A 26,143-nucleotide genomic window follows, 5' to 3' on the forward strand; every position below is an offset into this window, starting at 1 on the left:
GATGGTGGATTTATCTTAAAGTTAGGGCCTGCGGCCCGCAATTGCCAGAAAAATCCGGGTTATTTTTTAGGCGCCGGGTTAGTACCGCCAGCAAGCCCTTTAGGCCCTGGCGCTAAAAGAAAATGTCCACATAGTCCACCACGTTATTGCCTTCGCAGTTATCCATTTCCTGCAAGCGCCAGTATTTGCGCGCGCCTTTGGAGAGGAAGTGATAGGTGCCCTTTTTTTCGCAAACTTCCCCGTTGTTGACATTGCTGTACCGGGTACGGATAGTGCCGGTAAACACCAGCTCCGCCGGGGAGGTTTGGGTGATGGTACCGTCAATGGTCACGAAATCCTTTTTGTCGTCGCTATACTGCTCGCCTTTGATGGCAAACGTGCCATCGGCATTTTTAACGATGTTCACCTTGCCCGGCACGTCCCAGCTGATCCATTGTAAGGTGAAGTTGTGCTTTCCGGGCGTGAGGGTTTTGCCGGGTGCGGATTGGGCAAAGGTGTAGCTGCCGGCGAGTAAGGCAAACAAAAAAGCAATGGCGTGTTTCCAATTCATATGTGGCTAGATTTTAAGTATGGACGCCAAAGATAGGGGATATTGCAAAAGAAAAGCATCCCCGGGGATGCTAATGTGAACGGCTGCACGGTTACAGGCGATTGCTTAAGCCCCTATCTCCAAATGCGTACTTATCGCAATCCTGTTCCACGCATTAATCATCACCGCCGCCATAATCAACTGCGCAATCTTATGCTGGTCAAAATACTTCGTCGCTTCTTCATACGTTTCGGCAGACAAGCCTTTGTCCTTAATCAGCGTAATCTCTTCCGTCATTTTCAGGATCACCATTTCCTCCGGCGAAAAGAGGTTGGTTTCCCGCCATCCATCGAGCACGAATATACGTTGTGCAGTTTCGCCGGCCTTCAGCGCATCTTTGGAATGCATGTCCAAACAATAGGCGCAACCGTTGATCTGGGAAGCGCGGAGGTAGATGAGGTTGAGTTCAATCGGGGTAAGGCTGCTGTGGTGCAGGTACTGATCAGTGGCTACCAGGCCTTTGTACACACCCGGATCCACCTGGGCGATGTTCATGCGTTGTTTCATACTACTTGTTTTTTTGTTGATACAAAGCTACGCCAGGGAAACACGCAGGATCTTAAACTGGTTTAAGATTCCAGTTTTCTTTTGATCTCGCTGAGGTATTCCGGGGTAAATCCCAGGTAGGAGGCCAGCAGGTATTGCGGCACCCGCCGGGTGAATTCAGGGAACTGCCGGTAGAAGTGCAGGTACAGCTCCTCCCGCGAAAACTCGTACAGGTAACGGATCCTGTTTTCCGCGGCTGCATAGGCTTTTTGATAGATCTGCCGGAAGTAGCTTTCCATGAAGGGATGCGCTGCGAACAACCGTTGCAGGTTTTGCCGGTCAATCATCAGCACAGTAGTGGGCTCCACGGCCTGGATATTGATCTCCGTTTTTCCCTGGCCCCAAAAAGCGGCTAGATCCGTCATCCACCAGTTTTCTATGGCAAAGTCCGTTGTTTGTTCCTGGCCTTTATTGTTGATGAAATATTTGCGTACGCAGCCGGCTGCAATAAAATAATTATAGCGTGCCAGCTGCCCTTCGGAAAGCAGGTTTTCTTTTTTCCGGAATTTTTTTACCTGGAAAAAACTACCCGCAGCCGCGATGGTGGCCTCATCCACCGTTACATATTTTAATACATGCGCCCTGAAAGTATCTAACATAAAAAGGAATCTTCCATGCCGAAAATAACGTTTTCTACGGGAAGGCGGCGTACTTTATCCCGTAATAGCGTGGTTGACTTTCCGCCGGGGATGTTTTATCTTTAATAACAAACACCTCTTTAGTAACAAACACCGGAAATAATGGACAAAAAAGATATTAAGAAAGAAGACATCAGTCAGGAGGTCTTTGACCTGTATGACGATTATGCCCACAACCGCCTGCCACGGCGACTTTTCATGGAGAAGTTGTCGATATATGCCGTTGGCGGCCTCACCGTTGGCTCGCTCATGAGCTTCCTGATGCCGGATTATAAAGACAGCATCCGCGTGAAGGAAGACGATCCCCGCCTGCAATCCGAAACTATCACCTACGATTCCCCCAAAGGAGGCGGCAAAATAAAAGGCCTGCTCTCCAAACCGGCGGACGCAAAGGGCAAGCTGGGCGGCATTGTAGTCGTCCACGAAAACCGCGGGCTGAATCCGCATATCGCGGACGTGGCCCGGAGAGCCGCACTGGCAGGCTTCATCACCCTGGCGCCGGATGCGCTCACGCCTTTAGGCGGCTATCCCGGCAATGACGACGAAGGCCGGGAAATGCAGGCCAGGCGCGATAAAAACGAGATGCTGGAAGATTTCATTGCAGCGTACGAATACCTGCGCCAACATCCGGATTGCAACGGGAAAGTAGGAGTGGTAGGGTTCTGCTTCGGCGGCGCTATTGCCAACCTCATGGCGGTACGCATTCCTACGCTGGCTGCCGCCGTGCCATTCTATGGCGGCCAACCGCCTACAGACCAGGTGCCGCAGATCCAGGCGCCGCTGCTCATTCACTACGCCGGCCTGGATACCCGCGTCAATGAAGGCTGGCCTGCGTATGAAGCGGCATTAAAGGCGAACCATAAGGAGTATCAGGCGTACATTTATCCCAATGTAAACCATGGGTTTAATAATGATACTACGCCACGGTATGATAAGGAAGCGGCTGATTTGGCATGGAAGCGAACGATTGAGTTTTTTAAAGAGAAGTTGAAGTAGGAGGGAGCGCCGGCCAACAGGAAGCTTGCTGCAAACAAATTACCATCCCCCGATGAGGCAACCCATCGGGGGATTTCATTACACGCCCCTGCGTTTCAGCACCAAGGCGGACAACAAGGTAATCGCCAACCCCACCGGCAGTATCTCCATATAAGTAGCCAGCACCCTGAACAGCGGGTTCCGGTATAGTTCACTGAACTGCTCCATCCGTTCCGCTTCCGCCTGTATGGCCGCGGCGGACTCGCCACTGGCCCGCATATCTTCCAGGTATTGTTTGGAGTAAACTTCCATGAAATCCGGCACATAAAAGTGGTACAGCACCTCCCATACCAGCACATAAAGCGTGCAGGCAATGAGCGTAATCAGCAGCCCTACCTTAAACGCTCTCCCGAAAGTAATAACGCCCCCCTGGTACTGATCCCTGTAACGCTTTATCCCCAGGAAGACCGCCGCAAACGCGATGATCATAGAGGCATACCCATATACCATCCCATTCTGGCAGGGAGCGCCATTGCGGTAAAATATCCAGATGTTGACGGACAGCCAGGCTGATACGATCACGCCGGCGATGAGGCCGTAGGTAAGCACGATTTTTTTCATGGAGATAACGGTTTGAGATGCACGTCGTAAATTACTACAAATAACCAATAGGCATTGTTTTGAAAACCCTGCCACGCCCGCTGTTAATTCCAGGAGGCCCCTGATGCAGAAAAAATAAATTCATTATTTTGCAGGCCGTTTTTAAAGAATTAACCATGTTTCGAAAAATTTTTTCCGTTGCTTTGTTGGCCTGTCTTGCCGCAGCCTGCAGTAAAAGTGATAAACCCGCCGATACCGGTAATGCTGACAAACCCGCAGACACCGTATCCGTTCAGATCACCGGTAATGTAAACAAATCATTTACCGCCATCGGGGACGACCAGGTAGGCGTTGGCTTCATCAGATTCACCAAAACCGGTTTTGATAATTTTGTACTCAACGCCAGCACCCAGGCGGATGGCGTTACGTACGACATCTCCAGCGGCGCGTTTCCTTTACCGCTAACCACCGGGGAAACCGTGTATGACGGCGTAATGGGCGCCGGCGGTTCCGCAAAGATCGTCACCGGCAATGCTACCGATGATTACAGCGGCGGAGTGTACTACCTGTTCTATGATACCGATGTAAACAGGTCTAACAGTAAAATTTATGTGAACATCCAAAGCATTACAGATGTAGGGCAATTCATCCGCATCAAAGGCCAGTACCATTACAATGGCGCCGCGGTGGCATCGGACCTCAGCGATCCCTGCGTGATGGAAGCGGTGAATAACTCCGGCCGGCAGCCGGCATACAATGCCGCCCTCTGCGGTGCGAAAGCGATAAAAGTGAACGCCAGCTTTACCATCTACGTGAATAAATTGGCGCAAGTGCCGTAAGTAAGTACCGTCAGCGGAGCGTTTCCGCTGACGGTATTTTTTTATAACGCCGCCAGCGCCGCCAAAGCTTCCGGCGCGCCTTTCTTCTTCGCCTGCGCCTTCAACTTATCATGACTGCCCCAGATATGCGCAATCACCTGCTGCGCCTGGTACTTTTCCAATCCCTTCAGTTCCTCCAGTAATACCTGCAGATGCTCCGGCCGTTGAAGATCCGCCAGCTGTTTGGCCGGCTTTTCATACGGGGATATCAGCAGGCAATCCACCAGTACGGGTATAGTCGTTGGCGTTATACCGTGTTTCTCGGCCAGCGCCAGCGCAAAATAATATTGTACGGACTGATGTTCCTCGTCCACCTGCTTCAGGTAATCCCTCACCAGCGGAAACCATTCCTCACCGGCCAACCCAAGCCCGAATACCGCATAGCTCCCGGGCAGGCAGCAAAATTCCGCCTCCGCATCTTCATACCATTCAAATTCCTCTGCCATGGCTACCCGGGCGTATTTTTCCAGGAGCGGGTACAGGGATGGATATTGCAGTGCATTGGCAAAAAAACGCTGTGTAGTATTTTTTCCCAGCTGCCTGACAGGCAGCAATTGTTTGATTTTCGATTTCAGCTGTATGCTGTAACTCCGCGGGAAGCCCTGTTCCAACAGCTCCGCCAGGTAAGCGAGCGCCTGCCCGTACGCGGTGTCAGACTCTTCTTTGATGTGTACGTCCACCTTGGCAAACGTATCATTTACCTTCACCGCCACTGCCGGAGTGGTTAGTGGTGCAAACTTACCACTGCCGCTCTCGAGCATCGTTGCGGCCTGCTTGCTGCCCAGCTCTTTGGCCATCTCCGCAAAGCGAATCCCCGTTGGCCGGCTGTAGTTGGGGGAATACCGGATGATTTGCGCAGCGGTATATAACAGCAGCTCCAGCTGGTCCGCCGGCGCAGCCGGGTGGCCGGGTCGCAGGGTGTACTGCGGCAGCCGGTGCTCGTCTTTTACAACAGTATAATAGCGCGGAAGGAATTCTTCTTCTGCCCAACTGGTAAGGGTATTGGTAATATTATGCCGGTGTACGTGCAATGCCTCCTTGTTATGCCGGTTCAGCGCAATTATTTTATCAAAGATCCCCGTCACCTCCGCCACGGCTATATCTCCCCTTAACAAAGGATTTAAAAGATGATTGGCCAGCATAAACGTATCCAGCTCTTTCGTAGGGTATTGCCCGTTATGGATCTTTTGCGCCACATACTTATCCACGGCTGCAATCACCTGCTGCCGCTTCTCCTCGCTGATATGCAGGAAAGGGGCCATCTCCACCTCGCCCGCAGGGGTAATAAAAGTACCGGTGACCTTAAAATAAAAATGCAGGATAGGATGCGTGTCATATTGGGCAATGGCCGTTTCGAGCAGCTGGTGCAGCATAGGCGTGAGTTCGGCCACTGCCGCCGCATCCGCCGGCGCGTTGTCCATCCGGATGCCTTCATAGGCCAGATCCGGGCCGCCATAGTCCATCTCCGAGGTGTACAGGTGTATATCTCCGTTTTTATAAATGAACCGGACCATATGAAAAATACCTTTTTGCAGCGGCGATCTCTTAATCACCTCCGCAGCGGGTCGTTTGGCCTCCAGCTTATCAATCATCGTTGTAATAGCGGTCGTAATATTCCTGCTGATGGTTTCCGGTACAGTGAGCATGATTTCCTTTTTGGGTGAAGGAATCAAATTACGGCATTTTTTTTCTAAAAATTTTTGGGGGATAAATTAATGCCGCGGGGAATACCCTTACGTCCGTGAAAAAAAGGCGCGGCTGCCTTATGCCGATAGCAATAATGTCCCTGAAATTTTAACCGGTATTTTAGGGGCTTTCGCCGGTAAAAGTGCCGACTATAACCGATTCCCTGTTTGCTCCGCATTGGTTTTGACGCATTTTTGACGCATAATCATTACGGACATGCTCTATCTCTTTGCTATACTCATGACTAACCTGCACCTGATCTACCATCAGGCTACTTCCAAACTGGACCTGTTTCCGCTTAATAACATCCGCGCCTATACGACGCCCGAAAACGCCGGCGAAGCGGTGATGAATTTCCTGTCCATGGGCTTCCCGGTAATAGCCTTGCTCTCCGGCTACCAGGTACTGGTGCTGATCGCCTGCGTGGAACTGGCCATTATTCTCATAGGGGAGATCTACACCTGGTGGACGCCTTATTTCTTCGGCCCCCGTTTTGCCATGCAGAAGAACTGGGCGGAACTGCATCGACGCCTGTTCAGCAAAACCATCTTTGTGCTGCCCAACAGGAAAGGAAATCCCGCACCCAACCTGGAACACCTGATCCTGCACGGGTTGACGTTCGCCAGCTTCATTGCCTGCGTGGCCTGTTATGTGACGTGGTAGCCCCTGCGGCGCCACGCCGTTTTTTAACACAGCTTGTCCAGTCCCGTTACTTCTTCTTCTTACCCAATGAAATATTATACTTCTCCGGCGTGCCGGAAATAGTGAGGTGCATAAACCGGCCTTTTTTGCTCTTATCCGCACTCTCAATGGCATCCACCTGGTCAGGGTCCACTTCTTCCTGCTTGCGGCCAAATAAGGCCTGCCAGCCTACCTGCGTCACCATTTTCATGGGTACCCGTATCTGGTAAGCCATCTTTGTATCCAGCGACTGCTTCCCGCTGACTTCAATGTACCCGATGGAGGAATTGATGCTCATATTCGGAATGTCCAGCGTGGCCGCGGCAAAGCTCAGTTTATTCCGCAGCGTGTCAAAGCGGATCATCCGCAGGTTCTTGTCCTTGAAATAGGTAGCCATGGCCTGCATAGGCCCGAAGTCGATCAGCGCGCCGTTATGGATTTCGATATCCATGGACGCCCGCGTGGAATCCAGCATGGGCGTTAAATCCGGATGCAGTTTGATGAAGCTGCGGATACGCCCCGTGAGGCGGCCGTTCAGGTTTTTATTCAGGATCATATCCTGGCCGAAGTTGTCGAACTTCAGCAGCATCTTGCTCAGGTCCACCGTATCCATGGCAATACTGCTGGCAAAGAAGAGGCGTTTGGGATCGGCTGCATTCAGCACGCCCCGCATGCCGATATGTCCTTTGGCCATCTGCACGTCAATGGTGTCAATCTTTATTTTCTGATCCTCCTGCATGTGAATGCCGGCTTTCAGGTTGCGCAGCCAGAGCTTGTGGTAGCGGATCTTACCTACGTCGGCCGTCACGTCGAAGTTGCTGAATTTAATCTTGAAGATATTGAAGCCCGCATTGTGCAAACTATCGTTCTCCCGCCTGGTAGTGGTTTTCACCGGTGCGTTCACGTCCGCCTCCGGGTGATCGGTAAAGTCGTAGTTCATCATCTCATCAATGTTCAGGTACGACGATTTGATGGCAAACAGGTTATTCCGCTTGTTGCCTTGCCTGTCTGGCCCGGCATAGAGGTGCAGGTTGATATCAAAATCGCTGCTGCCCACCTTGCCCGTCAGCGTATCTACTACCAGGTATTTGTTGGTACCATACCGCACGCGCCCTTTGATATTTTCAATCCTGATAGGATGCTCTTTCAGCGTGCCGGATATATTGGCAATCTGCGCATCCACCCGCTTAAAGGTAGTATCGTAACGCATTTTCAACCTTGCCCGCAGCCAGAGGTTATTCGCCTGTTCGTACCAGTAGCCTTTGGGAATGAATTGGCGGCCGCGGGAGCTGATCAGGTCATTGACCGCCAGCCGGTCGGATTTCAGGTCAAAGGCCAGTTCCGTGCGGCCTTTCTTAATCTTGTCAAACCAGAGGTTGTAATTGGTAAGCCGTCCCTTTAGGGCGATGTTACTGCTGTCGATATTGCCGGAGAAGTTCTTCACCAGGAGCATGGTGTCGCCAATGGTTACATCCGCCGCAAAATGATGGAAGCTATGCGGATAGCGCTTAAAGCTGGATTTGAATTCTTCAATTTTAAAAGTCCCTTTTGGTAACGGATTTGGGTGCAGCAGCTCATGTACGCTCGTTTCCAGCGCTACGGCCAGGCGGAAGTTGGTGATCATTTCCTCCCGCAGTTTTTTGTGGGTCGAATCCGCCAGCATGAGTTCTGCCGGTAAGATCTTATTGGAGTTTAGCTGGAAGGTAACCTTAACCGGCTTTGTTTGTTTGTGGAAGATGGCCGGCAGATCGCTCAGGCTGCCGCTTGCCGCGAGGTCGCTCCCGCCAATGCGGAAATTGAGCGTGTCCAGCGTTAAGCGCCCTTCCGCTACCTGCGCATGGATGTTGACATTCCTTACCGGCAGGGGATAATTCGGAATGCGGAAGGCCAGGTTCGTAACGGTCAATTCACTCTGCACGCCTTCCTTCAGTTTCGCGAGGCTTTGTTCCGGTATCTGCACATCCGCGAGTTCGCGGAAGTTCATGTTGAGGCGGATGTCCCCTTCAATCTGTTCCAGGTCTTTAATGCCGAGGAACTCGCCCACAAAGCGGATATTCAGCTCCGAATATACCTGCATGATGATGTGCGGGTCGGTAAAGTCCTTAATCATGAAGTTGCCTCTGAACACGCCCTTGCCGGGTTTGGCCGCCATGTCCAGCAGGTGCAGCTCGGATGTTTTCAGGGAGTGGCCGGCGCCATTGGTATAATACCCGCGGAAGCCGAGGGAGTCCAGTTTCTTATTTACGCTGGTGTTTTCGAACCATACATTTTCGCAACCAAAATTTACCGTGATGGCAGGCAACTGGTTTTCGCTGATCGCCCCTTTGATTTTCCCGTCAAAAAATATCCGGCCATCGCGGCGGTAATGCGTGAGCTTATCTGCTACATCCGCCGGCACGAGGGCAAAGAGGAGGTTCAGGTCCGGGCGGTCGCCCTTCACCTGTAAATCCACTACCGGCGTATGCTGCAAATTGGCGTTGCCCTTGATGTCAAGGCTGGCTTTTTCCAGTTTGATATTGGCTTTTTCCAGCTGCAGGAAGGCGGTGTTCATATCGTAATCCCCTGCGAGCGACAAGGCAATATGTTTGTTCCTGAACAGGGTGGTATCCGTTTTCCCGGTAACGTCCAGCAGGAGGTTACCGTCCAGTTTCAGGGCCATATGATTGTTGGCCATGCTGAAGCCGGTGGTGATCTTATCCAGTTGGGTAGCTACGTTCCAGCCGGTGGCTTCATCGTGGTAGGTGACATGGATATTTTTCAGGATGATCTTTTTCAGGTCCAGCGTCATTTCCTCCGCGGCGGCCGTATCCGGCGGAGCGGCTGCGGCCTTGGGCAGGGTATGGGCTTCCACGATGTCGAAGGTGCCGTTGGCAGCCCTGCGGATGTGCACCTTTGCCGTGTTCACCACCAGTATCCGCACCTTATATTGCTGCTTCAAAACATCGGGCAAACTAAATCCAACAAACAACTTATCTACCTCGTACATCGGGGCCTTGTCCATTTTCTTGCTGGCATAGAATTTCACATCGTGCAACACGATGGAGATATACGGAAAATGCGCAAACGGGTTGATACTGCTGTTGCCGAGTACCAGTTCGCCCGTAAATTGTTTATTGAGTTCCCTGACTGCGAGTTGGGTCAGCCGCTGTTGTTGGCTATAGAGTATTCCTGCTGCAATGATGATGATCAGTAAAAATGCCCCAAAAGTGATTCCCGCTATTCTTAAAATTTTCTTGCCTTTTTTCATGATATGGCCTTACATCCGGCGGTAAAAATATAAAATTTTTGTATGTGTAAGCCGGGTAGGATGCATCCGGTAATGTTAAAATTATGCAATAATCCGGGGAGCGGGCGGCTGCGTTCCCGTTGCAGACCATGATTTTATATTGCATAACCCTGTTGGGCCTCAAAATACACCGAACATCCTGAAAGGGGATTTAACTGCTGCCGGCTTGTATGGAGGGCCCGTATAAACAGCAGCGAATGCCAGCAAAGTGTGTAATCATTATTCGTCATAAGCCTTACCATCTTTATCCCCATGAGTAAAAAAGCAATAATGTCCGACACCGGCCCTGTTATGGACCCTCAAACAATAGTTCCGGATCACCCTACGGATGGCGCAGTAGCAGCAGCAAGCTCCGGGCTCACGCCGGATTACCTGTTTTACCGGCAGCGATTTTTCAGATACCCGTTACAGTTAACCGCCCTGAACTTACAGCACACCGGCGTTTGGAGGGCAATCCTCTGGCTGTTCTCCTGGCTCAGAGTCGCCATCCTGCCGCATCGCAAGCCTGCTAACCTCGAAAGTGCGCTGGGTTACAGCGTGGGCAAATATGGCTACCGGGAATTTTATAAAGCCTACGCAAAAAAAATTACCAGCAGGGAAGCGCGGGCGGTGCAGCTCACCGACCTGCCATTAAACCGGCAGCTGATCACGGTCAGCGTATTGCTGAAAAAATTATCCTTACTGCATAAGAAAACCGGCGAGTGGAAACCCTTGTTCCTGAAGGATTGCAATATCGCCGTAACGGATCCCGGCGTAACGGCTGCCGACCTTGAAATCCGCAACGATGCCATCACCGGGAATGTATGGGTGTCCCTGCATTACTATTCCAATCCGCCGGAAAACGGCTGGCAACGCCCGGATGAAGATTTTCAGCAACAGGCCGTGCAGGAGCTGGAAAAGATCGGTATCGCCGCCACTGCCAATGTGCTGGATGTGATGGTAGAGCGGCAGGAGATCATCGTGGCGGATCATTTCAATTTCACCCTGGATCAGTTGCAGGATAAAAATTATGACAACGCCTCCCTGGCGCAATATATCTTTCAAAACCCGGCCAACCGCTGGTATGTGATAGCGGCCATTCTCCTGATGGCAGTGCAGTTTTCCGTATTTAAGTACCTGTATCCCTTTGCGCAGTTCATCAACGGGGATTCCTATGCCTACCTGGACTCCGCCTACCGCAACCTGGATACATCCACATACCCCATTGGCTACCCGCGCTTCCTGCGCTTGTTCAGCGTATTTTCCAAGTCGGACACGCTGCTGGTCGCCTTCCAGTATTGCTGCCTGGAAGCCAGCCTGCTGGCCCTCACGTTCACGCTGTTCTATTTCCTGAAGCCGGCCAAACCCACGAAGATCATCCTCTTCCTCTTTGTGCTGATCAACCCCGTGCTGCTCTACCTGAGCAACTACGTGTCCAGCGATACGATGTTCCTCGCGCTGAGCCTGACCTGGTTTACCCTCTTGTTCTGGATCATGTACCGGCCAACGCCTAAACTGGTTTTCTGGCATGGCGTCGTGCTGTTTATCGCATTTACGATGCGCTACAATGCCCTGTTTTACCCGTTGATCGCCTTCTTCGGGTTTATGCTGGCGCGCAGGCGCATCTGGCTCAAAATGGCAGGCCTGGCGTTTGCCGTTTTGCTGATCGGCTTATTCGTACAGTTTACCAGCAATAAATACAAAAAGCTGACGGGCGTCAAACAATTCAGTCCGTTTACCGGCTGGCAGATGGCCAACAACGCCATGTATGCTTACCGTTATGTGGACAGCGCGCACCGCAAACCCGTGCCTAAAAAACTGCAGCCGCTGGATCAGCGCATCCGGGAGTTTTACGATAGCACCCGCGATACGCGGCGATTTCCGGCGGAAATGGTGAAGGCCAGCACCGTGTATATGTGGACGCGCACCGCGCCACTGCAAACCTACATGCGGGATCAGTTCAAAAACACGAAAGACAGCGCCAACCAGCATAAAATGTGGGCCAGTATGGGACCGCTGTACAATGAATACGGCCGCGAGATCATCAAAATGTACCCGAAGGAATTTGCGGAATATTATCTCTGGCCCAACTTCCTGAAATACTATACGCCGCCGGTGGAGTTTTTGGAGAAGTACAATATGGGTATAGACAGTGTGCAGGAAGTAGCAAAGGTATGGTTCAATTATTCCAGCAGGAAGGTGAAAACGCGGTTGAAATCCTTTAAAGCGCCTATCCTCGATTTTTATCCGATCATGGTAGGGGTGTTCAGCGTGTTGTTTTTATTCGGCTGTATCTCGCTGGTAGTGCTGGGCGCGCATAAAAAGCCTATTATGCTGAAAGCCATGCTGCTGGCCTTCTCGCTATGGGCGGTAAACATGGGCTTCAGCGTTTTCGCTTCGCCGATCGCCCTCCGGTTTCAGTTGTTTCCTATCCTCGTTTCGGCAGCCTTCACGATACTGGTGATTGGCTACATCGCCGAAGCCGCATTTGACAATAAACAAAAAGTAACTACATGAAAAAAATCTGGTTTGTAGAAATCGTTGCTTTCCTGATCTCCGCGCTGTTCATTTACACCGGCATCATGAAGCTCAGAGAACATGACGTATTCCGTTTTGCGATCGGGAATACGCCGGTGTTGAAGCCAATGGCCACCGCGCTGGCCTGGGCCCTGCCTGTCCTGGAACTGCTCATCGCCGTATTGCTGCTGGTGCCGGCACTGCGCCGCAAAGGGCTGTATGCCGCCTTTGGTTTAATGATCGCATTTACGATCTACATCGCTGCCAACCTGGTCTTTGCGTCCAAGCTGCCCTGTAATTGCGGAGGCGTCCTGCAGCAGATGACCTGGCCCCAGCACCTGGTATTCAATATTGTTGTAACCGCCGCTGCCGGGTTGGCCCTGGCCTGGGATAAGCCAGCCACCAACAAGGTAGCGCTCTAAAATAATCGTATGAAAAAATTATTAACCCTGGCCGTATGGATAGCATTCCTTACCAGCTGCTTCGATGCGCCACCGCCACCGCCGTTTATTTCCGGAAGGGAAGGGGAGAAGCTGCAGCCCTGGTCCTTCCTGAAAACGGATAGTACCTATGGCACCATTGATACCGCCTCCGGCAACCCCGCCATCGTGTTCTATGTAACGTACACCTGCCCTTACTGCAAGGCAGAGCTGGAAGCCCTGCTGAAGAAGACGGACAGCCTGGGCAAAACCCACGTGTACATAGTGACCAATGCCAAATTCGACGAAATCAGGCAGTATGAACAGGAGTTTAAGCTGGATAAATACCCGCAAAACTTCTCCTATGGCATCGATACAGGATATGCCGTGCTGAAATACTTTGGTATCAGGGGCGTGCCGTTCATCGCCGTGTACAACCGCTATCACGTGCTGAAACAGGCGTTCAACGGGATTACCGAAACGAAGAAACTTATGGAAGTGGCTGCCGAAAATTGACAGGAGTGAAATTGTTAATCATTACTTTACGATTCCGGATTCACAATTGATTAACAATTTTTTGCTTCGCAGTTCGAAAAAATAATTCGATACTTGTATTACCAACGCAGTTGGGGACCACTTGAAAAAGTGTTACTGCGTTGGTGATCAATAACCAGGTTTTGTGACAGGTTTTTCTGAGAGATGGGTTAAGGGTTAACCTTATCCAAAATCTCGTCAATGGCAAACCAGTACAAATTATTCAACCGAGCATCGAATGACCACCTGGCAGATTTTTTTCAGTGCAACCGGGAATCTGCCATCAAAGAACTGTACAACGCATATTACAAGCAATTAATTACGCTGGCAAATGGGATCCTGCACGACAGATGTCTGGCGGAGGATGTGGTGCAAAATACTTTTATCACCATCTGGGATAAAAGAGCTAGCCTGCCCGTTCCCATTAACCTCAAAGGTTACCTCGTGGTATGCGTGAAGCGTAAGGCATATGACGCTATCAAAAAGGAAAAAAAGCGGATGGAACAGCCAATGCCGGACTATGAAGATGAGCGTATGGGAGCTATGCGCCAGCGTGGCATCGAAGACAAGGAGATTTATAACGGCATTCTAAAAGCCATGAAATGCATCCCGCCCAAACAACGCAAAGTGTTTGAGCAACGCTACCTGCACGACTTATCCAGCAGGGAAATCATGGCCAACAGCCAGCTGTCCGCACAGACCATCAGAAATCATATGCATACCTGCATACGTATTATGCGTAAGAAGCTGAAACATCACTATAGCTGATATTACTAAAGAGTCTTGTGACCAGGGGTCACTAGAAAGAAGCACCCAATTTCACCACGGAAAAAGGTTGTATCAAAAGTAATTTATCTGGCAGTACCCCCCCCCCCCGCGCAACTCGCGGCCGCTACCACCCAACGATGCCATCGGCATCATGGGCAAGGTAACACAGGGCGGTACCACAGAGCGTTACTTTTGATACAACCTTTTATTTTTTTCGTTTTTCACAGGCCGCCCCGGCCACCTACTTTCATTTCCCTTACTTCTCAAAAGCCATTTAACGATGCAGATGAAATTACTGATCCTCACCATCATTTCCTGCTGTAGCATGGCCCGCATGGCCTGCGCACAATCAGCCTGGAAAGCGCAGCCCATCCCCATCACCACCCGCTGGACGGCCGTCGTCTCCCCTGAAAACGCCTGGCCGGAATACCCCAGGCCCCAGATGGTGCGCCCCAACTGGCAAAACCTCAACGGCCTCTGGAACTACGCCATCACCGCAAAAGACGCCGCCCCGCCTGCCGCCTACAAAGGAAAAATCCTGGTGCCCTACCCGCTGGAATCTGCCCTCTCCGGCGTAAAGAAATCCCTGACCCCGGAACAGAGACTCTGGTACAGCCGCACCCTTAAAAAGCCGGTAACGGAAACGCCTACACGCTACCTGCTGCACTTCGGCGCGGTAGACTGGCAGGCCACCGTGTACCTCAACGGCAAAAAAGTAGGCAGCCACGAAGGAGGCTACCAGGCATTTACCATCGACATCACCAGCCAGTTCAAACCAGGAGAAAACCAGCTCGTAGTAGCCGTATGGGACCCCTCCGACCAGGGCAACAACCCCCGCGGCAAACAGGTACTGCAACCCCGCGGCATCATGTACACCGCCAGCAGCGGCATCTGGCAAACCGTATGGCTCGAAGCCGTACCGGAGAAGTATATCACCGGACTGAAAATAATGCCATCCGAAAATAGTATAACCGTTACCGTACAAGCCAATGATTCCGCCCGCCTGACCGCGGAAGTAACCGCCCTCGCCAATGGCGCCCCCGTTGCCGCCGCCCGCGGCAACGCCGGAGAACCGCTGCAGCTCAACATCCCCAATCCGCGCAGGTGGAGCCCGGAAGATCCCTACCTGTACGATCTCTCCATCCGGCTCTTCCAGGACGACCTGCCGCTCGACTCCGTGACCTCCTACGCTGGCATCCGTACCATCTCCATACAAAAAGATGAAACAGGACAGGAACGTATATTCCTCAACGGAAAATATACCTACAACCTCGGCGTGCTCGACCAGGGCTTCTGGCCGGATGGCCTCCATACCGCGCCCACGGATGAAGCGCTGCGGTTCGACATCCGCGCTATCAAAGCCATGGGCTTTAACACCATCCGTAAGCATATCAAAATAGAGCCCGCACGCTGGTATTACCACTGCGATAAACTGGGCATGCTCGTATGGCAGGATATGGTGACCTGCGCCAATGAATCGCCCGCGGCGCGACTCATCTTCGAAAAGGAAAACAAGGAAAACCTCGCCCTGCTGCACAACCACCCCAGCATCGTCTGCTGGGTGCTGTTCAATGAAGGTTGGGCAAAGTTTGACCAGCAGCGGCTCACAGAATGGATGAAGACCACGGACCCCAGCCGCCTCATCAACGGCCACTCCGGGGAAAACTACGACCGCCGCGCCGTTACCAATCCTAACGACCGCTGGAAATCCAGCGACCTCACAGATATCCACGACTATCCCGGCCCTTCCATCGCGCCGGCCATGCCGGGGAAAGCCCGCGTACTGGGAGAATGGGGCGGGGTGCAGGTACGCGTACTCAACCACCAGTGGAACGGCTCCGAAGGCTGGGGCTACGTATCCGTACCACCCGCGCAGTTTGCCGGCAAATACGCATTCATGATGAAACACCTGAAGATATACGAAGAAGAAGGCCTCAGCGGCTCCATCTATACAGAACCGTTTGACGTGGAAATAGAAGAGAACGGCCTGATGACCTATGACCGCGAAATCATTAAAATACCGCTGGAAAAAATACGCGCCATCCATAGCGCTATCATCCCGCCTACCGGCCCCATCCCGCCGGACCTGAAGCTCCGCGATATGGATACCACCAACCCGGATAACCGCTATGGCGCCCTGCTGGAATCCTACCGCAAGGGCAAAAAGGATTCCGCCTTCCTGAAGGACCTGGCGCTGATGGCGGTACGACTCAACGACCTCCCCAACGCCCGCCTCATCGCGGACGACTACTACAAATACATGAAGCCCCCATTCAGCAGGTCCGAATGGATCTTCATCTTCAACATGACTAACAGCGTGAAGGATAAAGGCTTTGAATTCATCCGCAAATACAAGGACGCCGCCAATAAGGTAATGGGCGTGCGCCAGGCGGATCAAAAGCTGATGACGATTATTTACAATGATGAAATCAGCCCGGAAATCAGCAGCACCAACCTGAACCCGGACTGGAGCCGGATGTTTACCCGTACCAAGCAGTACGGGCCCGCCGGCGAAGAAATTTATATGCGGGCCAAAACATTGTACCACTATACTAACAAGGAATGGGACCAGTTTGCCCCGTCGGCCACGCAGTATATCGGGAAATACGCGGCCTCCTTATCCCCGGAAGAGTTGAACCGCTACGCCATCACGGTATTCTACCGCTATACGGATACGAGCCTGCTCATGACCGCTTCCGGCTGGTCCCAGCTGTCCCTGAAGCAAGGGGAGCGCTCCTCCCTCTTATTTACCCGCGCTAACCTGCTCTATAAAGCCGGCAGGAAGCAGGAAGCCATCACGATACAGGAACGGGCGCTCACATTGGCGCCCGAAGCTGATCGTAAAAATTATGAAGCAGTGTTGGCTAAAATGAAACGGAATGAAGCAACCTGGTAATTACCAGCCGATACCATAGTCCTCCCCATGGTTGCTGCTGCCGCCCCAGATGCTGTTATGTGCGCGGTCCAGCAAAATAGCATTGATAGGGCCGCTGGTGCGGTCGCCAAAGCTGAGGTGATAGCCCATTTGTTGCAATTGCTGCCTGGTTTTTTCAGGCGTATTACTGTTGAGGAGAATGCTGCCGGGCCGTGGTTGCCTGTCTTTCACCGTACTGCCGCCCAGCGATAACCACAGCTGGTTGGTATTGATGTTCGCCGCTTCCGTGGCTTGTTGTACGGTCATCCCAAACTCCACAACGTTGAGGAAAAATTGCAGCAGGTTCTGGTCCTGCGTATCGCCTCCCTGCACGCCGAAGCAGAGGAAAGGCTTCCCGTCTTTCAACGCCATACTCGGCGTAAGCGTTACCCGCGGGCGTTTGCCCGGGGCGATCACGTTAAACGAACAGATCGCTGAATCCAGTACAAAGCTTTGCGCGCGCTGGCTCATGCCTACGCCCGTCTTGCCGGCGATGCAGGCTGGCAGCCATCCGCCGCTGGGCGTAATGCTTACCACCCATCCGTCCTTATCCGCCGCTTCCACACTGGTGGTGCCGCGCCACAGACGGTCCATATAAGCGCTGTCTGTATCATTGGCTGCATACAACTGTTCCGCTGACGCCGGTGGGAGATAGGTGGCATCGTGCTTGGGCACAAAGCCGCCCGGCTTGCGGCCGTTGGTCGTATCCATAAACGCGGCGCGCTCTTTCAGGAAATGCAGGTATGGATTGGTTTTACCGATGTAAGGATAAGGATCGCCCGGGCCGGCGCCGGCGTCATTCTGCGAAGGATTGATCTGCTTTGCCCTCGCCTTTGCATACTCCTTGTTAAGCAGTCCCGCAATGGCGGGGTTCTTATTAAACGCAGGGTCGCCGTAATAGAAATCGCGGTCCGCAAAAGCCAGGTTCATCGTCTGGTAAAGGGTATGGATATACGAAGGCGAGTTATATCCCATCGCTTTCAGGTCAAAATTCTCCAGGATATTCAGGCTTTGCAGCAGCATAGGCCCTTGTGTCCATTCCCTGAGTTTATATACTTCTATGCCTTTGTAATTTACATGCAGCGGCTCTTCTTCTACCGGTTTCCAGTTGGCGAGGTCCTCCATCGTAATCAGGCCGCCCTGTTCCTGGCAGCCGCGGACAAACTCCCGCGCAATGTCCCCTTTGTAGAAACGGTCATACGCCGCCATGATGGCCTCTTTGCGACTCTTCTTTTTCGCCAGCGCTTCCTGCTCGGCAGCCACCATTTTCTGCAGCGTTTGCAGCAGGTCTTTCTGTACGAATATTTCACCCGGCTCCGGGGCTTCCCTGGAGGCGCCGGGGTGCGTCATGAAAACGGCCTTGCTGTAAGGCCATTGGTTGATATATTTCTTGCCGCGCTCCATCATATTGGCCGTCTGCGCGTCTATGGGATAACCGGCGGCCATTTCCATAGCCGGCGCCAGCACTTCTTTCAGGCTCATGGTGCCGTAATTGGCCAGCATATAGCATAGTCCGCCTACGGTGCCCGGCGTTACGGCCGCCAGCGGACCGTATTCCGGCGGAAAATCATAGCCCTTGCCCTTGTAGAACTCCGGTGTGGCGCCGGTGGGAGCCACGCCCAACGCATTGATGGCAATCACTTTTCCCGTTTTCGGATTATAAATCAGGGCTTGCGTTTCGCCGCCCCAGCTCAGCACATCCCACATGGTGCAGGTGGCGGCCAGCATGGCGCAGGCAGCGTCTACGGCATTCCCGTTCTTTTGGAAGATCATCGCGCCGGCAGTAGCCGCCAGCGGTTTACCGGTTATAGCCATCCAGTTTTTACCATGCAACGGCGGCTTTTGAGTTGGCTGTGCTGCCGCACCCGCGGCAATACCCAGCGAGAGGGCAATCGTTAATATCCGCTTCATAAAAGTTTAGAAAGTTGTCACCGGTCAAGGTAAGAAAAAATCGGCAAGCTAGATAGCAATATGAGGAGTGGGGGCTACAGTTGGGGTAAAACTTGCCAGGTAAACGGGAGGTATTTAACATCACAACGCGGACTGCGCCGCGCTGTGATGTGTTCAGGAATTATTGTTGTCTGTTGTTTTTGGAAGTATCGCCCGCGCCTGTGCCATAGCGTGCGCTGTCTTCCCCGGGATTAGGCGCGCCCGGAGGTATCTGCGCTGCCGGCGCAGTATCAGGCGAAACGCCTGCGCTGTCCATCATGGTCGTAGTAGTGTCGTTAGCGCCATTGTTGTTGGAACGGTTCGGATTATTGCAAGCCGCAACGCCGAGTGCTGCTACGGCAGCAAATAACAAAATCTTGGGAACTTTCATATGCGAATATTTTTCGGTTAAAATTTCTATTCCATACTGAAAAATACATGCCTGAAATCCAAGCGGGTTCAGCGTTTCAACAGGGCGGCGCTTGTTATAACGCCCCGGCTATACGAAAACTGCTAACTGAAACGGATCAGCTACCTGCTGCTCCCCGCGGCTTTTACCGCCTTCAGCTTTTCCGCCATAGCATTGGCCCGCGCAGCGTCCTTCTCCGCCAGGTTATTTTTTTCAAATACATCTTTCCTGATATTATACAGCTGCGGTCCCGGATCATTTCCCAGCTCAATGTTCACATCCGCCGCCACCCTGGCCCCTTTGGAGGGAGTAATATATTTGTAATCTCCTTCAATAATCGACAATGGCCCGCCCTGCGTAATCAGGTAAGGACGGTCCTGCCTGGATTTGCCGAGCAATTGCTGCAACATATCGAAGCTATCCGGCGCATCGCCGTCCGCAAGCGGTTGCCCCGTCAGCTTTGCCAGCGAAGCAAAGAAGTCCACCTGGCCAATCAATGCATCTGACACTGCCGGTTTGGCAATGCCCGCCGGCCATTTTACTATCAGCGGTACGCGCGCGCCTGCCTCAAAACTGCTGTATTTGCCGCCGCGCAGCGGGCCGCCGGGCTTATGGCTGCCCACTAATTCCGCCGCCTGATCCAGGTACCCGTCGTTCAATACCGGCCCGTTATCGCTGCTGAAAATGATCATGGTGTTTTTCGTCAGCCCCAGGGAGTCCAGCGCATGGGTGAGCTGGCCCACGGTCCAATCCAGCTGCAGTATCGCATCGCCGCGCAGCCCCATGCCGCTCTTACCCCTGAACTGGCTGTTCGGGTAACGGGGCACATGGATATCGCCACTGGCAAAGTAAATAAAGAATGGTTGGGATTTATTTTTCCCCATGAAGTCAATGGCTTTCTGCGTGATAATCCCGGCGATGTTTTCATCTTTCCAGCGGGCGCTGTTGCCCCCGCTCATCCAGCCGATGCGGCTGATGCTGTCCACAATCGTCTGGTCATGCCCCTGCCGCGGATCGGTGCGCATGCGGAGCTTCTCCGGGTTCTCCTTACCGGTAGGGTCGTTGCCTACCTTATGTTTATAGCTGACGGTGATAGGGTCCGCAGGGTCCAGGCCCGCCACACGGTGGTTTTCTACAAACACGCAGGGCACCCTGTCCAGCGTAGCAGGCATAATATACGCATAGTTAAAGCCTACTTCCAGCGGCCCCGGCTTCAGGTCCGCATTCCAGTCGATCGTAGTCCCGGGCTCCCCGATGCCCAAATGCCATTTGCCGATTACCGCCGTCTGGTAGCCGGCATCCTGCAACATCCCGGGCAATGTTTTGTGATCCCTCGGGATGATCAGCGCCGCATCGCCGGGCGCAATGCCGGTGTTTTGCTGCCGCCACGGATAACGCCCCGTCAGGATGCCGTAACGGGAAGGCGTACACGTAGCGCTGGTGGCATAGCCGTTCGTAAATCGCACGCCCTGCCGGGCAAGCCGGTCAATGTTCGGCGTCTGGATGCGCTTCATCCCATAGCAACTCACGTCGCCATAGCCTAAGTCATCTGCGTAAATAAAAATGATGTTGGGTCGCTGCTGCGCATGGAGCGCGGAAGGGAAACCTGCCAGTGTGCAAAGTCCTGCCGCTAAGGTAAGCATGCGGATTTTTTTCATGTTCATGTGTTCCAAGATATTATATTTTCAGAGAGTTAGGTAACCACCCGTCAAAAATCCGGTTTTTCTTTTTGAATTATATATATTACTTTTGTGATATATATAATCCTATTCCATGAAGTCCCGGATACTTATACTCTGCGCCGCAGCGCTCACCTTATCCCTGTCAGCCAACGCACAATCGCTCAGCAAAACGCCTGCTTTACTGGAACCATCGGCCACGCAATACTACATGAACCAGTACCTGGCCAACCCGGCCATGGCAGGGGTAGACAGCGGGCTGCACGTCAACGCCGCCTACCGCTCCCAGCTGGATGCAGTGGAAGGCGCGCCTAAAACGCAGTTCTTTTCCGCGGACGGCTACATCGGCAACAGGGTAGGAGCAGGCCTGAACGTCATGAACGATAAGGCAGGATTACTATCCCGTACCCGCATTGCCGGCACCTACGCCTATCACCTGCCCCTCAGCGAAAACGGGGCAAGGCTGCACTTCGGACTATCGCTGGGGCTAAACTTTCAGCGGCTGGATTATGAAAAGCTGGCAGGCGATAACAGCGATCCTTCTATCGGCGCGTTTAACCGGCGGGACGATTACTTTGAGGCGGACTTCGGCATCGGCTTTACCAACCAACACTGGAATATCCAGGCAGCCCTGCCCAACATCCGGTCTACCTTCTCCAATAAAGACTTTGCAACCGTCAACGGCGGTACCATCCTCTTTACCGCGCTGAGCTACCGCTTCCTCCTTGATAACGCCATCAGCTCCGTTGAGCCCAAAGTGGCCTACCGCGCAGTCAAAGGCTACGAAGGCATTGCGGACCTGGGACTGAACATCGGCATTTTATCCAACGTCGCCAACGTCACTGCGCTCTACCATACCTCCGGCAGTTACAGTGTAGGCGCCGGCGTTAGAGTGGCCAACACCGTCCGCATACTGGGGATGTACACCAAACAAACCAGCGGCTATCGTACCATTACGGATGGCAGCTACGAAATTGCATTGGCGGCGGACCTCTTCCGTTAATCCGCAAATCACCTGTTGTAAATACAGCCGAAAGCCTCCCGGGAACCTACCCGGAAGGCTTTTTTTATTGTACCTTTCGCCCTTATTAAAATCCATTTTTTAACATGAAGAAAAGTATAATTGTACTCGCAGCATTATGCTTGACTATCCACGCACGCGCACAGCAACAGCAAAAGATGTTCGCGTTCGTTGACCAGCTTCTCAGTAAAATGACACTGGAAGAGAAGCTGGGCCAGCTAAACCTTCCCGTAGCGGGCGACTTCGTTACAGGCTCCGTCATGAGCAGTAACGTAGGTCAGCAGATAGAACAGGGAAAAGTAGGCGGACTCTTTAACATCAAGGGAGTCGCCAAAATCCGGGAAATGCAAAAGGCCGCCGTGGAAAATAGCCGCCTCCACATCCCCCTGCTCTTCGGGATGGACGTCATCCATGGCTATGAAACCACCTTTCCCATCCCCCTGGGGCTCAGCAGCACCTGGGATATGGAGCTGATCGAAAAAAGCGCCCGCATCGCCGCCACCGAAGCCAGCGCGGATGGTATCGCATGGACCTTCTCGCCCATGGTGGACATTGCCCGCGACCCCCGCTGGGGCCGCATTTCAGAAGGCAGCGGGGAAGATGCCTACCTCGGCAGCCAGATCGCTAAGGCCATGGTACGCGGCTTCCAGGGGAAAGACCTCCGGGGCAAAGCCGCCATCCTCGCCTGCGTAAAACATTTTGCGTTGTATGGCGCCGCAGAAGCAGGGCGCGATTACAACACGGTCGACATGAGCCCCGTCCGCATGTACAACGAATACCTGCCTCCTTATCAGGCAGCCGTTGAAGCAGGCGCCCGCAGCGTGATGGCCAGCTTCAACGAAATCAACGGCATGCCGGCTACTGCCAACAAGTGGCTGATCAACGAAGTGCTGCGCAGGCAATGGAAGTTCGACGGCTTCGTCGTGTCCGACTATACCGGCATCTCCGAAATGATCCAACACGGCATCGGCAACTATCAGCAGGTTTCCGCCAAAGCCCTGGACGCCGGCGTGGATATGGACATGGTGGCGGAAGGCTTCCTCAAAACCTTGCAGAAAAGCCTTGCCGAAGGCAAGATCAAACAAGCGCAGATAGACACCGCCTGCCGCCGCATCCTCATCGCCAAATATGAACTGGGCCTCTTCGATGACCCTTATAAATACTGCGATGAACAGCGCGCCGCCACAGAGGTTTTTACGGCGCAACACCGTAAGGATGCCCGCTACATCGCCGCTAAAAGCATGGTGCTGCTGAAAAATGACAACGTCCTGCCACTGAAGCAAAGCGGCACGGTGGCTGTAATTGGCCCGCTGGCGGACAGCCCGGAAAATATGTTCGGCACCTGGAGCTTCCCCGCTACCAAAACCAATGCTACCTCCGTCATCAAAGGGCTGAAAGAAACCATGGGGGATAAGGTGAACTTCCTATACGCCCGAGGCGCGAACTTCGCCGATTCCACCCTGGCCCGCAATGCCATGGTATATGGCGGCCCCTCCTGGGACACGAGGGACGATGCGGCTATGCTCAACGAAGCCCTCTCCGTAGCCGCTAAAGCGGATGTAATCGTAGCTGCCCTGGGCGAATCTTCGGAGATGAGCGGGGAGTCCGCCAGCCGCAGCGATATCACCATCCCGCATACCCAGCAAAAATTATTGCAGGCCCTCCTGCAAACCGGTAAACCCGTAGTGCTGTTGCTCTTTACAGGCCGCCCCCTGGCGCTGACCTGGGAGCAGGAACATGTACCCGCCATCCTCAATGCCTGGTTTCCGGGCAGCGAAGCGGGTTACGCCGTAGCGGATGTGCTGTTCGGGACCGTGAACCCGGGCGGTAAGCTGAGCGTGACTTTCCCCAAAAACGTAGGGCAGGTGCCGTTATATTACAACCATAAAAATACAGGCCGCCCTTTGGATGGGAAATGGTTCGCGAAATACCGGAGTAACTACCTGGACGTTGATAACGACCCGTTGTATCCGTTCGGTTTCGGCCTTTCCTATACCACGTTCAGCTACGGCGGCATATCTCTCTCCCAAAAACAAATAAAAACAGGTGAAACCCTGACGGCCACCGTAAAAGTGACGAACACCGGTAAAACCGCGGGCGAAGAAACCGTACAGCTCTACATCCGCGATATGGTGGGCAGCATTACCCGCCCCGTAAAAGAGCTGAAAGGATTCAAAAAAGTGAGCCTGCAGCCGGGCGAATCGAAAGACGTGCGCTTCACCATTTCTGTGAAGGACCTGCAGTTCTATAACAGCGATCTGAAGCTGGTAGCGGAACCGGGCGACTTCAAAGTCTTTATCGGCGGGAACAGCCGGGACGTAAAAGAGGCTGACTTCACCCTCCTGTAATATTTTATTCGTAGGATCAAAAAGGCGCCATCGCTCAGGTGGCGCCTTTTATTTTTTTGGGGGAGAGATCTAATGCCGCCGGGAGCGCCGCCACGTCCGGGGCACAGCCGCCCGGCGCCTTATGCCGTTTTCACCCATCCTGCCTGAATTTTGTAAATGGTTACAATAAATGCTCCGCAACCATTATTTTTATCGGGAAACCTAATCCAAACTACATGCGGAGAAATCTGTTTTTGACGCTCGCCTTACTGGGTAGCGCCACGGCTACCGGTAAGTTGCAGGCGCAGCAACGACCGAACATCGTCATCATCCTGTCGGACGATCATGCCTTTCAGACAATTAGCGCTTATGGCAGCAAACTGGCTTCCACACCGGGTATCGACCGCATCGCCAAAGAGGGCGTGCGCTTCGATAAAGCCTATGTTACCAATTCCATCTGCGGCCCCAGCCGCGCCACCATCATCACGGGTAAATACAGCCACAAGAACGGCTTTAGGGACAATGACCACTCCGTGTTCGACGGCTCGCAGAATACTTTTGTGAAAGAGCTGCAACGCGCAGGATACCAAACTGCCTGGATCGGCAAATGGCACCTGGAAAGCAAGCCCGAAGGATTTACCTACTACCGGATACTCCCCGGCCAGGGCCAGTACTATAATCCGGACTTCCTCGAAATGAACGGCAAAACCACCCGCACGGAAGGTTACGTGACCAACATCATCGAGGATGAAGCAGAAAAATGGCTCAGCAACCGCGATACCACGCAGCCTTTCTGCCTCGTGATCGGCCATAAAGCCACCCACCGCAACTGGATCCCGGATACAACGGACATGGGTACACTGGAACATCGTACCTACCCGGTGCCAGCTACCTACTTCGACGATTACAGCACCCGCGAAGCCGCTAAACAACAGGAGATGAGCGTCATCAAGGACATGACCATGGCATATGACCTGAAAATGCTTTCCTTCGATAAAAATATTGACGGCACCATCAAAAGAATGAACGCCGCGCAACGCGCTAAATTCGATGCCGTGTACCAGCCCATAGAGGCGGCCCTGAAAGCTAAAAAACTCAGTGGTAAAGCCCTGGCGGAATGGAAGTACCAACGCTATATGCGCGATTACCTGGCCACGGCCCAAGCCCTGGACCGCAACATCAACCGCACGCTCAACTACCTGGACGCGCACCGTCTTACCAACAACACCATCGTTATTTACATGTCGGACCAGGGCTTCTACATGGGCGAACATGGCTGGTTCGACAAGCGCTGGATGTACGAAGAATCCTTCCGCACCCCAATGGTAATGCGCTATCCGGGCGTAGTAAAACCTGGAACCGTGGCGAACCAGATGGTGCTGAATATGGATATTGCGCCCACCGTGCTGGAAGCCGCACAGGTAAAGGCGCCGGCGGATATGCAGGGCCAGTCCATGCTGCCGCTGCTGAAAGCGCCCAAATCAAAAGGCAGGGACGTGCTGTATTATCACTATTACGAAAATACCGTGCACGCCGTATCCCCCCACTTCGGCATCAAAACCCCGCGCTATAAGCTGATCCGCTATTACGAACGCGTTGATGGCTGGGAATTGTTCGACCTCCGGGATGATCCGCACGAACTGCATAACCTTTATAACGATCAACGCTATACGAAAAAAATCGCTGAGCTGAAAGCCTTGCTGAAAGAGCAGATCACGAAGTACGACGACCAGGAAGCGATGCAGATTGCATTTGGTAAATAACTACA

General features: G+C 53.0%; 20 protein-coding genes. 11 read left to right on the forward strand and 9 right to left on the reverse strand.

All coding sequences use genetic code 11. The features are described from left to right. Positions 1 to 112 precede the first annotated feature (112 nt). From BOC67_RS02280 to BOC67_RS02290, 3 genes are all read right to left on the reverse strand, one after another. The gene (locus tag BOC67_RS02280) at positions 113 to 550 is read right to left on the reverse strand and encodes a hypothetical protein (protein ID WP_291906762.1); all 438 of its coding nucleotides are present in this window, start codon (positions 548 to 550) and stop codon (positions 113 to 115) included. A 105-nt stretch (positions 551 to 655) separates the two neighbouring features. Next, positions 656 to 1,096: a carboxymuconolactone decarboxylase family protein gene (locus BOC67_RS02285; protein WP_291906764.1), complete on the reverse strand. Its 441-nt coding sequence runs from the start codon at positions 1,094 to 1,096 to the stop codon at positions 656 to 658. A 62-nt stretch (positions 1,097 to 1,158) separates the two neighbouring features. Next, a complete protein-coding gene (locus BOC67_RS02290; protein WP_291906766.1) occupies positions 1,159 to 1,734 on the reverse strand; it encodes a Crp/Fnr family transcriptional regulator in 576 nt (191 codons plus the stop codon). Positions 1,735 to 1,875: 141 nt separating this feature from the next. Between BOC67_RS02290 and BOC67_RS02295 the strand changes: the two genes are divergently transcribed. Further along, positions 1,876 to 2,769 (forward strand): dienelactone hydrolase family protein, encoded by an 894-nt coding sequence (locus tag BOC67_RS02295; protein ID WP_291906768.1) that lies wholly within the window; start codon positions 1,876 to 1,878, stop codon positions 2,767 to 2,769. A gap of 78 nt (positions 2,770 to 2,847) precedes the next feature. Here the strand turns inward: BOC67_RS02295 and BOC67_RS02300 are convergent, their stop codons facing one another. Further along, positions 2,848 to 3,369: a DUF4199 domain-containing protein gene (locus BOC67_RS02300; protein ID WP_291906770.1), complete on the reverse strand. Its 522-nt coding sequence runs from the start codon at positions 3,367 to 3,369 to the stop codon at positions 2,848 to 2,850. 155 nt (positions 3,370 to 3,524) lie between these two features. Here BOC67_RS02300 and BOC67_RS02305 point away from each other — a divergent pair, with 155 nt between their 5' ends. Continuing rightward, positions 3,525 to 4,187 carry a hypothetical protein gene (locus BOC67_RS02305; RefSeq protein WP_291906771.1) on the forward strand — a complete coding sequence of 221 codons (663 nt, stop codon included), beginning with the start codon at positions 3,525 to 3,527 and terminating at the stop codon, positions 4,185 to 4,187. Positions 4,188 to 4,228: 41 nt separating this feature from the next. On the opposite strand, the gene BOC67_RS02310 is transcribed toward BOC67_RS02305, so the two are convergent. After that, positions 4,229 to 5,872 carry a DUF6138 family protein gene (locus BOC67_RS02310; RefSeq protein ID WP_291906772.1) on the reverse strand — a complete coding sequence of 548 codons (1,644 nt, stop codon included), beginning with the start codon at positions 5,870 to 5,872 and terminating at the stop codon, positions 4,229 to 4,231. A 256-nt stretch (positions 5,873 to 6,128) separates the two neighbouring features. On the opposite strand from BOC67_RS02310, the gene BOC67_RS02315 reads away from it, so the two are divergent. After that, the gene (locus BOC67_RS02315) at positions 6,129 to 6,575 is read left to right on the forward strand and encodes a hypothetical protein (protein ID WP_291906774.1); all 447 of its coding nucleotides are present in this window, start codon (positions 6,129 to 6,131) and stop codon (positions 6,573 to 6,575) included. Positions 6,576 to 6,621: 46 nt separating this feature from the next. On the opposite strand, the gene BOC67_RS02320 is transcribed toward BOC67_RS02315, so the two are convergent. Continuing rightward, positions 6,622 to 9,840: an AsmA-like C-terminal region-containing protein gene (locus tag BOC67_RS02320; RefSeq protein ID WP_291906775.1), complete on the reverse strand. Its 3,219-nt coding sequence runs from the start codon at positions 9,838 to 9,840 to the stop codon at positions 6,622 to 6,624. A 309-nt stretch (positions 9,841 to 10,149) separates the two neighbouring features. Between BOC67_RS02320 and BOC67_RS02325 the strand changes: the two genes are divergently transcribed. From BOC67_RS02325 to BOC67_RS02345, 5 genes are all read left to right on the forward strand, one after another. After that, complete coding sequence (locus BOC67_RS02325; RefSeq protein ID WP_291906776.1) at positions 10,150 to 12,375, forward strand: hypothetical protein; 2,226 nt, start codon at positions 10,150 to 10,152, stop codon at positions 12,373 to 12,375. Beyond that, positions 12,372 to 12,797, forward strand: a complete 426-nt coding sequence (locus BOC67_RS02330; protein ID WP_291906777.1) for a MauE/DoxX family redox-associated membrane protein — start codon at positions 12,372 to 12,374, stop codon at positions 12,795 to 12,797. The genes BOC67_RS02325 and BOC67_RS02330 overlap by 4 nt, the downstream gene beginning before the upstream one ends. 9 nt (positions 12,798 to 12,806) lie before the next feature. After that, entirely contained in the window at positions 12,807 to 13,310 is a 504-nt protein-coding gene (locus BOC67_RS02335) for a redoxin domain-containing protein (RefSeq protein WP_291906778.1), read from the forward strand. Between the two features lie 219 nt (positions 13,311 to 13,529). Then, positions 13,530 to 14,096 carry a sigma-70 family RNA polymerase sigma factor gene (locus BOC67_RS02340; RefSeq protein ID WP_291906779.1) on the forward strand — a complete coding sequence of 189 codons (567 nt, stop codon included), beginning with the start codon at positions 13,530 to 13,532 and terminating at the stop codon, positions 14,094 to 14,096. 286 nt (positions 14,097 to 14,382) lie between these two features. Beyond that, entirely contained in the window at positions 14,383 to 16,992 is a 2,610-nt protein-coding gene (locus BOC67_RS02345; protein WP_291906781.1) for a sugar-binding domain-containing protein, read from the forward strand. Here the strand turns inward: BOC67_RS02345 and BOC67_RS02350 are convergent, their stop codons facing one another. The 3 genes from BOC67_RS02350 to BOC67_RS02360 all read right to left on the reverse strand — a co-directional run bounded on the left by BOC67_RS02350 (position 16,993) and on the right by BOC67_RS02360 (position 21,012). Continuing rightward, entirely contained in the window at positions 16,993 to 18,921 is a 1,929-nt protein-coding gene (locus BOC67_RS02350; RefSeq protein ID WP_291906783.1) for a gamma-glutamyltransferase family protein, read from the reverse strand. It abuts the gene before it with no gap. 160 nt (positions 18,922 to 19,081) lie between these two features. Further along, positions 19,082 to 19,330 (reverse strand): hypothetical protein, encoded by a 249-nt coding sequence (locus BOC67_RS02355; RefSeq protein ID WP_291906785.1) that lies wholly within the window; start codon positions 19,328 to 19,330, stop codon positions 19,082 to 19,084. A 140-nt stretch (positions 19,331 to 19,470) separates the two neighbouring features. Next, positions 19,471 to 21,012 (reverse strand): arylsulfatase, encoded by a 1,542-nt coding sequence (locus tag BOC67_RS02360; protein WP_291906787.1) that lies wholly within the window; start codon positions 21,010 to 21,012, stop codon positions 19,471 to 19,473. Between the two features lie 109 nt (positions 21,013 to 21,121). Here BOC67_RS02360 and BOC67_RS02365 point away from each other — a divergent pair, with 109 nt between their 5' ends. The 3 genes from BOC67_RS02365 (at position 21,122) to BOC67_RS02375 (ending at position 26,138) form a co-directional block, all read left to right on the forward strand. Further along, on the forward strand, positions 21,122 to 22,030 hold the full coding sequence (locus BOC67_RS02365) for a PorP/SprF family type IX secretion system membrane protein (protein WP_291906788.1): 909 nt from the start codon (positions 21,122 to 21,124) through the stop codon (positions 22,028 to 22,030). A gap of 104 nt (positions 22,031 to 22,134) precedes the next feature. Further along, positions 22,135 to 24,396, forward strand: coding sequence for a beta-glucosidase BglX (gene bglX / locus BOC67_RS02370; RefSeq protein ID WP_291906790.1), 2,262 nt, complete (start codon positions 22,135 to 22,137; stop codon positions 24,394 to 24,396). A gap of 215 nt (positions 24,397 to 24,611) precedes the next feature. Further along, the gene (locus BOC67_RS02375; protein WP_291906793.1) at positions 24,612 to 26,138 is read left to right on the forward strand and encodes a sulfatase; all 1,527 of its coding nucleotides are present in this window, start codon (positions 24,612 to 24,614) and stop codon (positions 26,136 to 26,138) included. Positions 26,139 to 26,143: the final 5 nt, after the last annotated feature.

The organism is Chitinophaga sp. CB10 (genome assembly GCA_001870995.2).
Lineage (GTDB): Bacteria > Bacteroidota > Bacteroidia > Chitinophagales > Chitinophagaceae > Chitinophaga.